This window comes from Mesorhizobium sp. WSM4848, from assembly GCF_055811375.1.
The window spans coordinates 1-13,781 of the sequence record NZ_JBVVPX010000041.1; the positions used below are offsets into that span (position 1 = coordinate 1).

The 13,781-nt window shown below is 63.1% G+C and carries 11 protein-coding genes; 6 read left to right on the forward strand and 5 right to left on the reverse strand.

What is annotated here, in order from left to right; translation table 11 throughout:
- Positions 1-344: hypothetical protein (locus AC0L16_RS28305; protein ID WP_473624652.1), on the reverse strand; the 344-nt coding region annotated here is incomplete at its 3' end.
- An 80-nt stretch (positions 345-424) separates the two neighbouring features.
- Between AC0L16_RS28305 and AC0L16_RS28310 the strand changes: the two genes are divergently transcribed.
- From AC0L16_RS28310 to AC0L16_RS28320, 3 genes are all read left to right on the forward strand, one after another.
- A complete protein-coding gene (locus AC0L16_RS28310; RefSeq protein ID WP_473624653.1) occupies positions 425-1,672 on the forward strand; it encodes an OmpP1/FadL family transporter in 1,248 nt (415 codons plus the stop codon).
- A gap of 277 nt (positions 1,673-1,949) precedes the next feature.
- Entirely contained in the window at positions 1,950-3,674 is a 1,725-nt protein-coding gene (gene ilvD / locus AC0L16_RS28315) for a dihydroxy-acid dehydratase (RefSeq protein ID WP_473624655.1), read from the forward strand.
- Positions 3,661-4,497, forward strand: coding sequence for a tetratricopeptide repeat protein (locus AC0L16_RS28320; RefSeq protein WP_287077200.1), 837 nt, complete (start codon positions 3,661-3,663; stop codon positions 4,495-4,497). Before ilvD ends, AC0L16_RS28320 begins: the two co-directional genes overlap by 14 nt.
- Before the next feature lie 88 nt (positions 4,498-4,585).
- Here AC0L16_RS28320 and AC0L16_RS28325 read toward each other — a convergent pair whose 3' ends face one another.
- The 4 genes from AC0L16_RS28325 to erpA form a co-directional block, all read right to left on the reverse strand.
- Entirely contained in the window at positions 4,586-4,876 is a 291-nt protein-coding gene (locus tag AC0L16_RS28325) for a hypothetical protein (protein ID WP_473624656.1), read from the reverse strand.
- A gap of 98 nt (positions 4,877-4,974) precedes the next feature.
- The gene (gene xth / locus AC0L16_RS28330) at positions 4,975-5,769 is read right to left on the reverse strand and encodes an exodeoxyribonuclease III (protein ID WP_473624658.1); all 795 of its coding nucleotides are present in this window, start codon (positions 5,767-5,769) and stop codon (positions 4,975-4,977) included.
- A 7-nt stretch (positions 5,770-5,776) separates the two neighbouring features.
- A complete protein-coding gene (locus AC0L16_RS28335) occupies positions 5,777-6,169 on the reverse strand; it encodes a VOC family protein (protein ID WP_473624659.1) in 393 nt (130 codons plus the stop codon).
- A gap of 3 nt (positions 6,170-6,172) precedes the next feature.
- Complete coding sequence (erpA, locus tag AC0L16_RS28340; RefSeq protein ID WP_473624660.1) at positions 6,173-6,520, reverse strand: iron-sulfur cluster insertion protein ErpA; 348 nt, start codon at positions 6,518-6,520, stop codon at positions 6,173-6,175.
- Positions 6,521-6,611: 91 nt separating this feature from the next.
- Here erpA and AC0L16_RS28345 point away from each other — a divergent pair, with 91 nt between their 5' ends.
- The 3 genes from AC0L16_RS28345 to AC0L16_RS28355 all read left to right on the forward strand — a co-directional run bounded on the left by AC0L16_RS28345 (position 6,612) and on the right by AC0L16_RS28355 (position 13,609).
- A complete protein-coding gene (locus AC0L16_RS28345; RefSeq protein WP_473624662.1) occupies positions 6,612-7,826 on the forward strand; it encodes a deoxyguanosinetriphosphate triphosphohydrolase in 1,215 nt (404 codons plus the stop codon).
- 67 nt (positions 7,827-7,893) lie between these two features.
- Positions 7,894-9,651 carry an arginine--tRNA ligase gene (gene argS, locus AC0L16_RS28350; RefSeq protein WP_473624663.1) on the forward strand — a complete coding sequence of 586 codons (1,758 nt, stop codon included), beginning with the start codon at positions 7,894-7,896 and terminating at the stop codon, positions 9,649-9,651.
- 103 nt (positions 9,652-9,754) lie between these two features.
- Complete coding sequence (locus AC0L16_RS28355; protein ID WP_473624665.1) at positions 9,755-13,609, forward strand: SPOR domain-containing protein; 3,855 nt, start codon at positions 9,755-9,757, stop codon at positions 13,607-13,609.
- Positions 13,610-13,781: the final 172 nt, after the last annotated feature.

Here is a 13,781-nt window from a genome sequence, read left to right on the forward strand (position 1 = left end):
AAGACCCAGTTCGCCGTCGTCTTCGGCGAGAGGTTCGTCAGCCAATGACGAAAGCGGGCCTCGCGCACAGAATTCCTCACAGTCCCTGCGAACTCGCTTTTCGGGGGGCTTCCTGTACTAAAAATAGGCGTTCCGCAGCGTAAATCTTGACGTAAACGTAATGTTTTAGCCCCATTGTTGCCATAATGTAACAATGGGGGCCTCGTCTTCGCAAACGGCTCGTTTTGGCGTCTTTCCACGCAAGTTTTCTGAATTTTTGTCGATTTGCAGCGAAACGAGCCTTTTTCCGGCTTTGCTGTGGAAGCTGTCATTTTGTCTGAAATGCGGTCGGCGGACGCGTACATGCACGCTTCGAGAATTCGTTGTTGCGCCGTTAACCTGGATTGGGTCTAGCTTAGTCCATTCGTACTAGGGGAGGAGATTCATGAACAATTTGCGTCTGAAAGCGCTGCTGGGGGCGGGGTGCTTTTCGCTTTTGATGTCGGGCGTTGCCAACGCCGGCGGCTTCGACCGGGGCGGTGTCAACATCGACCAGTTGTTCGATGCCACGCCATATTCGTTCGACGCCGGCGTCACCTATGTTTCGCCACAGCGCACACTGAAGAATGTGCAGCGCCTGGATTCCCCGCCAAACCCGGTTGCGTTGTCGTCCCCGTCAGTGGACGTTGGTGGCGACTATGCGGTGCCGCGCATCGGCATCAAGGCCAACATTTTCGAACCGGTGGATTGCCTCGCGACCTATACGGAACCGTATGGTGCGGAAGCAGACTTCGGAATGAACAACGCCTATTCGCCAACCGCGGTCGAATACTACGTCAAAACAAATGATTTCGGCCTAACCTGCTCCTACAAGGTAAATGTCGGCAAGGGCACCCTGCGGTTCATCGGCGGCGTTTCCTACCAGGAGGTCGATGCGTTTCTGTCGCGCCAGACACTGCTGGCCTTCGGCAATACCGGCCTCGGCAAATTCCAGCTTTCCGATGAGGCATGGGGTTGGCGCGTGGGTGCCGCATATGAAATTCCCGAAATAGCCTTGCGCGCAAGCCTGGTCTACTCGTCGAGCTACAAATATGACGAACTGTCGGGAACCGTCGACTCGACCGGTTTCAGGGGCGCCTTTCCAGCGGATCTGGTTCCAGGCTCTACCGGGGTGTTCCCTGTTTCCGCCTCGGCCGAGATACCCCAGGCTGTGGAACTCAAGCTGCAGAGCGGCATAGCGCCTGGCTGGCTGGCGTTTGGCTCTATCCGCTGGCAGGAATGGAGCAAGCTTGGCATCATTCCGATCCAAGGCGTTCGCAGCCCTGTAACCGGCGGCATACCTGGCTCCCCAGACTCGCCCGTTTCCTTCGACCTGCTTTATCGCGACGGCTGGACGGTTTCGGGCGGCATAGCTCACAAGTTCACCGACCAATTGTCGGCCGCGGTTTCGCTGACCTGGGATCGTGGAACCTCGACGACCTCCGGCTATCAGTCGGATACCTGGTCCGTGGCCAGCGGCATCTCGTATTCGCCGAACGACAAGATCGAGGTCAGACTTGGTGGCTCGATCGGTGTCCTGACCAGTGGGTCGTCGACCTTCACCGGTGCTGGCGACACCGCAAATGCCGTCACCTACACATATGACGACGATCTGCTCCTTGCCGGCTCAGCTTCGGTTAAGATCAAGTTCTAAACATCTGTTTTCAATAGCAAAAAGGCCGGGCGTTCCCCGGCCTTTTTGCTTGAGGGGCTTGCCCGCGACCAAGCGGCGTTGCAATGACGCCGCTTCCCTCTGCCTCACGCGATCGTGATGTTTTGGCAACAGTTTCTGAACAACCCTCGCGCCACAACCGCGCCCGCCGACATCGCCTACTTCCCGCCATAAACCCGGCGCACCTCGATTTCGTCCCAAGGCATGCCAAAAGGCTCGGCGGTGGGGCAGGTCGCACCGCTTGCGGCAAGGGAAGAGTATGAACGACAGAGTCATCTCCAAGGCCAAACTGCCCAGCCGCCATGTGACCGTCGGTCCGGCGCGTGCGCCGCACCGCTCCTATCTCTATGCAATGGGCTTGTCGGCGGCCGAGATCGCGCAGCCACTGGTCGGCGTCGCGAGCTGCTGGAACGAGGCGGCACCCTGCAACATCTCGTTGATGCGCCAGGCGCAGGTGGTCAAGAAGGGTGTCGCCGCGGCTAACGGCACGCCACGCGAATTCTGCACCATCACCGTCACGGACGGCATCGCCATGGGCCACCAGGGCATGAAATCGTCACTGGTGTCGCGCGAGGTCATCGCCGATTCGGTCGAGCTCACCATGCGCGGCCATTGCTACGATGCGCTGGTCGGCCTTGCCGGTTGCGACAAGTCGCTACCCGGCATGATGATGGCCATGGTGCGGCTCAACGTGCCGTCGATCTTTATTTATGGCGGCTCGATCCTGCCCGGTTCCTACAAGGGCCGGCAGATCACCGTGCAGGATGTGTTCGAGGCCGTCGGCCAGCACTCGGTCGGCACGATCGGCGACGCCGAACTCCTCGAAATCGAGCAAGCGGCTTGTCCGTCGGCCGGCTCCTGCGGCGCCCAGTTCACCGCCAACACGATGGCCACCGTCGCCGAGGCCATCGGGCTGGCGCTGCCCTATTCCTGTGGGGCGCCGGCGCCCTATGAGATGCGCGACCGCTTCAATTTCGCCTCCGGCGAAAAGATCATGGAACTGATCGCAAAAAATATCCGCCCGCGCGACATCGTCACTCTGGAGGCGCTGGAGAATGCGGCGACCGTGGTCTCGGCCACCGGCGGCTCGACCAACGCGGCACTGCATTTGCCGGCGATCGCGCATGAGGCGGGGATAAAGTTCGACCTGTTCGACGTCGCCAGGATCTTCGAGAAGACGCCTTATATCGCCGACCTGAAGCCGGGCGGCAAATATGTCGCCAAGGACATGTTCGAGGCCGGCGGCATTCCGCTCTTGATGAAGACATTGCTCGACCACGGCTACCTGCATGGCGACTGCCTGACCGTGACCGGCCGCACTTTAGCCGAAAATATGGAGCACGTTGCCTGGAATGATAGCCAGGATGTGGTCCGTCCCGCCAACCGACCAATCACCCGAACGGGTGGCGTCGTGGGCTTGAAGGGAAACCTTGCCCCCGAAGGCGCGATCGTGAAGGTCGCGGGCATGTCGGAGCTTAAATTCTCTGGTCCGGCACGCTGCTTCGATTCGGAAGAGGAATGTTTCCAGGCGGTTACGGATCGCAGCTACAGCGAAGGCGAGGTCCTCGTGATCCGCTACGAGGGACCGCGCGGCGGTCCGGGCATGCGCGAAATGCTATCGACGACGGCGGCTCTCTATGGCCAGGGCATGGGCGGCAAGGTGGCTCTCATCACCGACGGGCGTTTTTCGGGCGCGACACGCGGTTTCTGCATCGGCCATGTCGGGCCGGAAGCCGCCGTGGGTGGCCCGATCGGGCTGCTCAGGGATGGCGACTTGATCTCGATCGACGCGGTGAACGGCACCATCGAGGTGGCGCTGTCCGACACCGAACTGGCGACCAGGGCAAAGGCATGGAAGGCGCGCGCGACCGACTATCAGTCGGGCGCGATCTGGAAATATGCACAAACGGTTGGGCCTGCCCGCGACGGGGCGGTCACCCATCCCGGTGGTGCGAGAGAAACACATTGTTATGCGGATATCTGAGTTGCTGAGGTTGTCTGTCTTTTCGGCACTGGTCGCGATCGCCACTTTCGGCGCGACCTTGGGCGCCGCGGGCCAGGCCATGGCCTTCGACGACAAGGTGTTCGACGACAAGACCGGCGTGAAACCGCAGTCGAGTCCGTGGGCGGTGTTCCAGTTCGGCTTCTCCGCCTACAAGAACGGCCGCAAGGAGCAGGCTGCGGAGGCTTATAAATACGCGGCCGAAAACGGCCAGATCGGCGCCACCTGGAAGCTTGCGCGCATGTATGCCGAGGGCGACGGCGTCGAGCGCGACGATTACGCAGCCTTCAAGTTCTTCAGCGAGATCGCCGACCAGGACGTCGAGCCCGGCTCGCCGGAAGAGAGCTATGTCTCGGATGCGCTCGTGGCGCTCGGCGACTATCTGAGGAAGGGCATCCCCGGCAGCCCGATCAAAGAGAACGAGGTGGCGGCCCAGGAGTACTACATGCGCGCCGCCGCCAACTACCGCAACCCGAATGCCCAGTTCGAGATGGGCCAGATCTTCCTGAATGGCAAGGGCGGCGTCAAGGCGAGCATCAAGCAGGCCGGACGCTGGTTCCAGCTCGCTGCGGAAAAGGGCCATGCCGGCGCGCAGGCGACGCTCGGCCACCTGCTCTTCCAGAGCGGCAAGATCGTTCGGGGGCTGGCGATGATGACCGCGGCGCTTGAACGGGCCGCACCTTCCGACCAGCCATGGATACGCGGCATGCAGGAAGAGGCGTTTGCCGCCGCGGGCGAGGCCGACCGCCGCACCGCGATTTCGCTGGCCGACGACATCCTCACCAAGGGCGGCGGCGACCGGTAGTCGCGAAGCCAACAGCCAGGAAAGACTGGGTCACCAGGAAAGATTGGGTCAATAGTCAGGAAGAGTGGGGATCTCGAAAAAGTCGAGATCAATTCTCGGTCGGTTGCGTTGGAACGGGACCGGACTCCGGCGTTGAAATCGGCGTGGCCGGCGGCGCCAGCGTGGTTTTAGGACAATCGTCCCGGATCCTTGTCCATGACGTGTTGTTGAGCACCATGTCGCAGCGGGCGAGATGGCTCCGGCCGGAAAGCGTCAGGCAGGCGACCTGGCCGATCCGGAAGGATGTTCCGTTGGCCAGGCATGCCGGGTCGGCAAACGCCGGCGTCGCCGAGAGGGCGAGCGCGGCGGCACATGGGCAAATCGCAAACCTGATCGTCATCCTGAACCCCGGCCGAACCCGGATTGCAGCGGAAACCCCGATTGTGGCGATATGACGGTCTATCAACCGGGAATCCGGCGGTTCGGGCCCCGAAACGATCAGATTGGCGCAAAACCCAGTTCGATGGCCACCGGCACGTGATCCGAGGGTTTTTCCCAGGCGCGCACGTGCTTTTCGATCGAGGCCGAGGAAAAGCGATTGGCTGCCTCGGGCGAGAGCAGCAAGTGATCGATGCGGATGCCGTTGTTCTTCTGCCAGGCGCCGGCCTGATAGTCCCAGAACGTGAAAATGTCCGGCGAGTCGGTGACCGCGCGCACGGCTTCGGTGAAGCCGAGGTTCTTCAGCCGGCGGAATGCCTGCCTCGTCTGCGGCTGGAACAGCGCATCGCTGAGCCAGTTCTCCGGGAACTTCGCATCGATCGGTTCGGGGATGACATTGTAGTCGCCGGCCAGCACCAGCGCCTCTTCGAGCACGAGCCTTTCCTCGGCCCAGCGCTCCAGCCGCGCCATCCAGGACAGCTTGTAGGAGAACTTCTTCTCGTCATCGATCGGGTTGCCGTTCGGCAAATACAGCGACGCAACGCGCAACGCGCCCTTGTCGGTCGAGAACACGCCCTCGATGAAACGCGCCTGCTCGTCGGCATCGTCGCCCGGCAGGCCCCTGATAACCTCGTCGAAGCGCAGCTTCGACAGGATGGCGACGCCGTTAAAACCCTTTTGCCCATAGATTTCCACGTTGTAGCCAAGCGCCTCGATCTCGGCCCGCGGAAACTGCTCGTCGACCGTCTTGATCTCCTGCAGGCAGGCGATTTCGGGCGCGCTTTCCGTCAGCCAGTGGGTCAAATTGCCGATACGGGCCCGAACGCCATTGATGTTCCAGGTGACGATTTTCATGACGGCCTCATTGCTGTTCAGGCGGATGGCGTTCGACGAGGCCGATCGTATTGCCTGCCGGATCCTTTAGGAAGGCCATCCATTCGCTTTCCCCCGCCGGCCCGAACAGGCCCTCGGTATCGCGGTGGACGAGCATCGGCGGCGCGGTGAAGGGGACACCGGCGGCTTTTGCCGAGGCGTGGAAATCGTCGAGGCCCGAAATGTCGAGATAGACGGTGCCGGCCGGCAGGCCATCGGTGAACAGCAGCCGCACGTCGCCGGCCATGATGAAGGCGATGCCAGGCGGATCGAAGCGCACGTGAACGGTCATGCCAAGCACGTCGTGCCAGAACGCCAGCGTTGCATCGAGATCGCGGCCGGCTGAAAGCGCGACCTGACGGACCGCGCTAATGGCAGGCATTCTCTAAATACTGAAGCTGGTGCCGCAGCCGCACGAGGCGACCGCATTCGGGTTCCTGATCTGGAACGACTGACCCATTAGATCGTCGACGAAATCGATCACCGAGCCACCCATATAGACCAGCGAGAGGTCGTCGATCAGCACGGTGGCGCCGTCCTTCTCGATGGCGACGTCGTCATCGTTGCGCGCATCGACCAGGTCGAACTTGTAGGAAAAGCCGGAACAGCCGCCGCCCTCAACCGAAACGCGCAGCGCCGTCTTGCCGGCTTCGCCAGACACGATCTTCGCAATCCGCCTGGCGGCGGCGTCGGTCATCTCGACTTTCATGGCGGTCTTGGTATCAGCGCCCATGGGCGTCACCTTGCTTTCGGTTTCACATGATAGGTATGAAGCGCAGAGGGGCAAGTCAACTGCGGCATAGGCTGTGGAAATTGGTTGGGCGATGACAAATGGGTTGGGCGACATCGGATTCGGTTATCGGCCGCGCGCCGCCTATGCCTGCGATCCGGCAAAGTCGCGCGGGCGGCTGTTCGATGAGGTGGAGAGCCCGACCCGCACGCCGTTCCAGCGCGACCGCGACCGCATCATTCATTCGACGGCCTTCCGCCGGCTGAAGCACAAGACGCAGGTGTTCGTCGCGCATGAGGGCGACCATTACCGCACCCGGCTGACGCATTCGATCGAGGTGGCGCAGATCGCGCGCGCCTTGGCGCGGGCGCTGCGCGGCGACGAGGACCTGGCAGAGGCGGTGGCCCTGGTGCACGATTTCGGTCACACGCCCTTCGGCCATACCGGCGAGGACGCGCTGAACGAGAAGATGGCGGCCTGGGGCGGCTTCGACCACAATGCACAGTCGCTGCGCGTGGTGACGCGGCTGGAGAGCCGCTATGCCGAATTCGACGGGCTGAACCTCACCTGGGAGACGCTGGAGGGGCTGGTCAAGCACAACGGACCGCTGACCGACGCCAGCGGAAACGGGCTGAAGGGGCCGGTGCCGCAAGCGATCCGCGACTATTCGGAGCTGCACGACCTCGAACTCGACCGCTTCGCCGGCATCGAGGCGCAGTGCGCGGCGATCGCCGACGACATCGCTTACAACAGCCATGACATCGACGACGGCCTGAGGTCGGGCCTTCTGAAGCTCGACATGCTGGAAAAGGTCTCGCTGCCCGGCTCGATCCTCGACGGCGTGCGTCAGCGCTATCCGGCGCTGGATGATGTGAGGACAGGGCACGAACTGATGCGCCGGCAGATCACGATGATGGTCGAGGACGTCATCATCTCCACCACCGCCAATCTGGCCCGCATCAAGCCGGACAGCGTCGACGCGGTGAGGGCGGCAGGCGAGACGATGGTGACCTTTTCAGCCGAAATGGCCGCTCTCGAAAAGGAATTGAAGGCCTTTCTCTACAAGCATCTCTATCGTCACAGCGAAGTCATGCGCGTGCGCAACGAGGCCGAGCAGATCGTCAACGACCTGTTCGAGGTCTATTTCGCCGATCCGCGCGCCATGCCCGATGGCTGGTGTGAAGGGCTCGACCGGGCTGACGATCGCATCAAGGCGCGCAGCGTCGCCGATTTCCTGGCGGGCATGACGGATACCTACGCTTTGAAAGAACACCGCCGTTTGTTTGACCATACGCCTGAATTAAGCTAGGCGGGGCTCGATTTTGCCGGCCAATAGACCGGTTTTCCGCAAAGCCGCCAGAGCCAGAGCCACACCAATGAACATCTTCGCCGATTTCAACGCGCGAATTATAAAGGCCGTCGAAGCGCTTGATTTGAAAGACAAAGACGGCGGTTCGCTGGACTTGTCGCGCATCGCCGTTGAGCCGCCGCGCGACGCCAGCCATGGCGACCTGGCGACCAATGCGGCAATGGTGCTGGCCAAGCCGGCCGGCCAGCCGCCGCGCGCACTGGCTGAAAGGCTGGCGCAAGCCCTGCGCGCCGACCCGGACATCGCCGCTGCAGACGTTGCCGGCCCGGGCTTCGTCAATCTCAGGCTCAAGGACGCGTTCTGGCAGGTGCACCTGACTGCGCTGCTCGGCGAAGGCCGCAATTACGGCCGCTCGACCGTCGGCGGCGGCAAGAAAGCCAACGTCGAATATGTCTCGGCCAACCCGACCGGACCGATGCATGTCGGCCATTGCCGCGGCGCCGTGGTGGGGGATGCGCTCGCCAATCTGATGGCCTTCGCCGGTTACGACGTGACCAAGGAATATGTCATCAACGATGCTGGGTCGCAGATAGACGTGCTCGGCCGCTCGGTCATGCTGCGTTACCGCGAGGCTCTGGGCGACGACATCGGCGAGATTCCTGCCGGGCTCTATCCAGGCGACTATCTCGTGCCGGTCGGTCAGGCTCTGTCGAGCGAATTTGGCCGTTCCTTGCTGCTGATGCCGGACGAAGAAGCGCTTGCCATTGTCAAGGACAGGACGATCGATGCGATGATGGCGATCATCCGTGAGGATCTGGCGCTGCTCAATGTGCATCACGACGTCTTTTTCTCGGAGCGCACCCTGCACGCCGATAACGCCCGGAAAATCCGCTCGGCGATCAACGACCTGACCCTCAAGGGCCATATCTACAAGGGCAAGCTGCCGCCGCCCAAGGGCGAGAAGCCGGACGACTGGGAGGATCGCGAGCAGACGCTGTTCCGCTCGACAGCGGTTGGCGACGACATGGACCGGGCGCTGGTCAAGTCGGACGGCACCTTCACCTATTTCGCCGCGGACGTCGCCTATTTGAAAGACAAGGTCGATCGCGGTTTCGTCGAGCTGATCTATGTGCTTGGCGCCGATCATGGCGGCTATGTGAAGCGCCTGGAAGCGCTCGCCCGGGCGATTTCCGGCGACGAGGTGAAGCTTACCGTGCTGCTTTGCCAGTTGGTAAAACTTTTTCGCGAGGGCGAGCCGGTGCGCATGTCGAAGCGGTCGGGCGATTTCGTAACGCTGCGCGAAGTGGTGGAGGAGGTCGGCCGCGACCCGATCCGCTTCATGATGCTCTACCGCAAGAACGATGCGCCGCTCGATTTCGACTTCGCCAAGGTGACCGAGCAGTCGAAGGACAATCCGGTGTTCTACGTGCAGTATGCCTCGGCGCGCTGCCATTCGGTGTTCCGGCAAGCGAGCGAACAGTTGGGCGAGGCCAATTTCGACCGCAATCGGCTGGCCGCCGCCACCGCTTCGCTGACCGACGAAGGCGAGATCGGCCTTATCAGGAAGCTTGCCGAATATCCGCGGCTGATCGAATCCGCGGCACTTGCGCTCGAGCCGCACCGGCTGGCATTCTACCTCTACGATCTCGCCTCCAGCTTCCACGGACATTGGAACCGCGGTACCGAAAATCCCGACTTACGTTTTGTTAAGGTTAACGACCGACAATTGACCCATGCCAGACTAGGGCTGGTGCAGGCTGTTTCGGACGTTTTGACGTCCGGCCTGACGCTGATCGGAGCCGATGCGCCCACCGAAATGCGTTAGGTTTGACTAAAAAACCTGTCACCTTTTGCCCACATTGCGCTGGTAAGGGCCAACCCTGCGCGACGTCCACGGCGTCCGAATGAGTGCGAGTTCGGGAACAATAATGGCAGACAGAACCCAGCTGAGAACAGCCGCCCAAAACGATATCGCCAACGATGATCCGTTCGCGGAACTGACCAGGATCATGGGGTTCGACCCGCGCCAGCCGGTCAAGCCGCAGGCCCAGCCGACAGCGTCTGCAGCAAGTCAGCCGGCGGACGACGGCGATTTCGGCATCGACCTCGAGAAGGAGTTGATGGGCGAATTCGGTGGCGACGACAATCACGGCGCAGCCGAGCTTCGCGAGCCGGCTTTTGCAGCGGCCGCAACTGACCCAATCGATGACGAGCTTGTCGCGTCGCTCGAACAGGATCTCCTGCTCGACGACGATGCGGCAGACGAAACCGCCGATGCCATTGCTGCCGACGATGTACGCCCTGGCGTTGCCGGAGCATCCACGCCGGCTGTTGAAGCTGCTTTCGACGACGATTTCGACGATGCGCTGGCCAGTTCGCTCGAAGACGTGTCGCCATTCGAAGACGATTTGCCCGTGAGCGACAAGCTTGGGAACGACGAGCTTGCGGCGTTGCTCGAACAGGATTTCCGGCTGGACGACGACACCGCGGACGAAACTGCCCATGCCGTTGCCGCCGCCGACGTGGGTTCTGGTGTTGCCGAAGTATCCGAGCCGGCTGTTGAAGCGGCGTTCGACGACGATTTCGACCATGCGATCGCCAGTTCGCTCGAAGACGTGTCGCCGTTCGAAGACGATTTGCCGGTAAACGACGAACTCTCTGCGTCGCCCGAACAGGATTTCCGGCTGGACGACGATGCGACGGACGAACAGAATACCGCCGCCGACATCTCCGCGCCGGCCGCCGAACCGGCGTTCGACGATGAATTCGACAACGCCGTCGCAGGCTCGCTCGAAGACGAGCTGACGCTCGACGAGCACGTGCCGGTGGAGCAGGCTGCCGAAGCCGCCGACATCTCCGCGCCGGCCGCCGAACCGGCGTTCGACGATGAATTCGACAACGCCGTCGCAAGCTCGCTCGAAGACGAACTGATGCTCGACGAACATGAGCCGATCGAGGCTGCTGTTGAAGCTCCTGCTGCGCCTGCTCGGGCCGTTTCGGATGAGTCCGACGAGGACTTTGCCGACCACGACACTATGGCCGACGTCGCCATGGATGACGTCGCCATGGATGACGTCGACATGGATTTCGACATTCGCACGGCTGAACCGGTCGAAATCGACGAGCCAGGAATTGACGAACCGGAGGCTATCGCCGCCAAGGCCGATAAGCCTTCCATCGCAACCCCGGAACATGCGTTCGACGACGATTTTGAATTGAGCTTCGACGACGCGCTTGCCGAGGAAGCCGAGGAGCCGGCTACTCAGGCCCCCGGCGTTGCAGCCCAACCGACGGCCCCAGCCCCCGTCGCTGAGGAGCGGAGCCTCGAAGACGAATTGAACGCGCTGTTGGGCACCATGCGCACACGGGCTGCCCCCGCGGCAGCGTCCGCGGCCAATGAACCCGCCATGGTTCAGCAACCTGTAGCCGCGGCTGGAAAAGCCGCCGACAAACCAGTGGATCCCACCGACGAACTGGTCTGGAGCCTTGACGAGCAAGACCTTTCGGAGCAGCCGAATGATGACGCGGTCCAGGCCGCCGACGCCGATCTCGGCACCGTTCTCCTCGACGGGCTCGAGGGCCATGATTTAGGCGCTGAAGATGCTGCCGGACCGGCTGATATCGATTTCGACGACGATGCATTGCACGCCGCCTTCGCCAAGGACATCGGTCTGGATCATGGCGACGGCGACGATCTTGCGGCCGCCGCTCCACAGCAGGAACCGAATGATTCGCTGAGCTGGATGGCGGCACCCTCCGCCGCGCCTGCGCCTGCCCGTTCGTGGAGCCGCGTAACGCCGGTCGCACAGCCGCAGCCTGCCTTTGCAGCCCAGCCGACGGCTTCGGCGACCACAGAAACAACGACGCCGCCAATGGCTGCGGCACCGTCCTATCAGGATGAGCCGGCCTATCAGGATGAGCCGGCCTATCAGGATGAGCCGGCCCATCAGGATGAGCCGGCCGAAGACGATGCCGCCAATGCGGCAACTGCGCCAGCGCAAAGCGAACAACCCTCTGCATATGACGAGATGCCCGATGTCGAGACGGTCGATGTGCCCGAGCGCGTCGTAGCGCTGGCGGACGACCTCGATATTCCGGAACTCGACTTCAATGGAGACGAACCGCCGGCGCCTGCCTATGACGATCTCGATACCGAGTTCGCCAACCTTCTCTCGGAAATGAATGCCGTGGACGTCGCTGCCGCCCCGGCGCGCAGCGCGGCGTATGACGACGAATCCTACAATGCCGGATTCAAGCCGGGGGCCGGATTCAAGCCGGGGGCCGGATTCGAGCCGGGGGCCGGACCCCAGCCGGGGGCAGGGTTCCAGTCAGCGGCCGGGTTCCAGTCAGGCTATGAGCCCAACCGCGTTGAAACGCGGACCTATGCGGCGAGACCAGCGCAAGCGCCCGCCAGTGCGTCTTACGCCGATGCTGCCAGCGGCTTCGATCTGGGCGACTTGCCCAACGGGCGGCCGGTTTCGCAAGCGCAAGCCAACGACTTTGCCCTGGACGAACTCGACTACGACCCCGAACTGGATGAGGCCATGTCGGTTCCAGGCCTGGCCGAGCAGGATGTCGCGAGGCCCCGGAGCCGCGGCCTGCTGGTCGCCGCAGTCGTCGGCGCCGTGGCGATCGCCGGCGGTCTCGGCGCCTTCGCGCTGTCTTTCGGCGGCAACGGCGGCACCGATGCGCCGGTCATCGTCAAGGCAGACAACGCGCCGATCAAGGTCAGGCCGGAAAACCCGGGCGGCACCGTCGTGCCGAACCAGGACAACAAGGTTTACGACGCCGTGGCCAAGGGGGGCGCGAGGCCTGCCGAACCGGTCCAGGAAAAACTGGTCACCAACACCGAAGAGCCGGTGGACGTGGCCGCCAAGGAACCGCCGCAGAGCCGTGTGGTCGATCTTTCGCCCGACGACATCGACACGGCTGAAGCCGCCGATGCGGTCGGCGGCACGCAAGCGGCCGGCGGCACGCAAGCGGCCGGGAATGCCGACGCCGCCGCGCCGGCACCCAAGTCCGAGGATCGTATCGCCCAGGTTCTGCAAGAGGCCGAGCAGGGCATCGAGCCGGATGTCGTCGCCGTCGCGCCACGCAAGGTGAGAACCATGGTGGTCAAATCAGATGGTTCACTGGTTGCGCGCGAGGATCCGGCGCCTGCGGCATCGCAAGTGGCTGCCGTCGAGCCTGTCGATCCGGCGCCGCAGCTTGTGGCCCCGGCGGGTCAGGCCGGCGACCCGGCGCAGACCGGTACCGTACCGTCTGTTGCCGACCAGGCAAGTGGCGACCTGTTGGGCGGCGACCCAGTGGCCGGCGACCGGGCCGAAACCGCCGCGCCGGAAGCCGCCAGGCCGGAAGCAGTCAATCTGGCCGCCGCGCCCACGGCTGAGGCTGAAGCCCAAACCACCCAGCCTGCCAACACGCCGGCCACGGTTCCGGTGGCGCCGCAGCGTCCATCCGACCAGCCGGTCGACGTCGTCGGTGAGGTCAAGCCCGACCAGGTTGCGTCCATCAGTCCGGCGGCGGCCTCGACCGGCGGTGGCTCGTGGTCGATGCAGATCGCCTCGCAGCCGACCGTCGAAAGCGCCCAGTCGACCTATCAGGATCTGCAGCGTCGCTATGGCAGCGTGCTCTCCGGCCACACGGCCAACATCGTCAAGGCCGAGATCGCCGGCAAGGGAACGTTCTATCGCGTCCGCGTCCCGGCGAAGTCACGCAACGATGCGATCAACCTGTGCACCAACTACAAGGCTGCCGGCGGCAACTGTTTCGTGTCGCGCTAACCATTTTCAAATCTCCCGCCCGCCCTCGGGCCGAAAGAACCGGGGGGGGGGCGGCGGCCCGCGGGGTGGGGGGGGGGGGGGGGGGGGTGTGGGGGGGGGGGGGGGGGGCGCGGGGGGGGGGGGGGGGGGTGGGATTTTTTTGGGGGTGGTGTTAAATAACCCGGCGACAGGG

Coding starts and splice junctions, on each gene's coding strand:
- argS (WP_473624663.1), top strand. CDS start 7,894: ATGAACATCTTCGCCGATTTCAACGCGCGAATTATAAAGGCCGTCGAA.
- AC0L16_RS28345 (WP_473624662.1), top strand. CDS start 6,612: ATGACAAATGGGTTGGGCGACATCGGATTCGGTTATCGGCCGCGCGCC.
- AC0L16_RS28310 (WP_473624653.1), top strand. CDS start 425: ATGAACAATTTGCGTCTGAAAGCGCTGCTGGGGGCGGGGTGCTTTTCG.
- ilvD (WP_473624655.1), top strand. CDS start 1,950: ATGAACGACAGAGTCATCTCCAAGGCCAAACTGCCCAGCCGCCATGTG.
- AC0L16_RS28325 (WP_473624656.1), bottom strand. CDS start 4,876: ATGACGATCAGGTTTGCGATTTGCCCATGTGCCGCCGCGCTCGCCCTC.
- AC0L16_RS28355 (WP_473624665.1), top strand. CDS start 9,755: ATGGCAGACAGAACCCAGCTGAGAACAGCCGCCCAAAACGATATCGCC.
- AC0L16_RS28335 (WP_473624659.1), bottom strand. CDS start 6,169: ATGCCTGCCATTAGCGCGGTCCGTCAGGTCGCGCTTTCAGCCGGCCGC.
- AC0L16_RS28320 (WP_287077200.1), top strand. CDS start 3,661: ATGCGGATATCTGAGTTGCTGAGGTTGTCTGTCTTTTCGGCACTGGTC.
- erpA (WP_473624660.1), bottom strand. CDS start 6,520: ATGGGCGCTGATACCAAGACCGCCATGAAAGTCGAGATGACCGACGCC.
- xth (WP_473624658.1), bottom strand. CDS start 5,769: ATGAAAATCGTCACCTGGAACATCAATGGCGTTCGGGCCCGTATCGGC.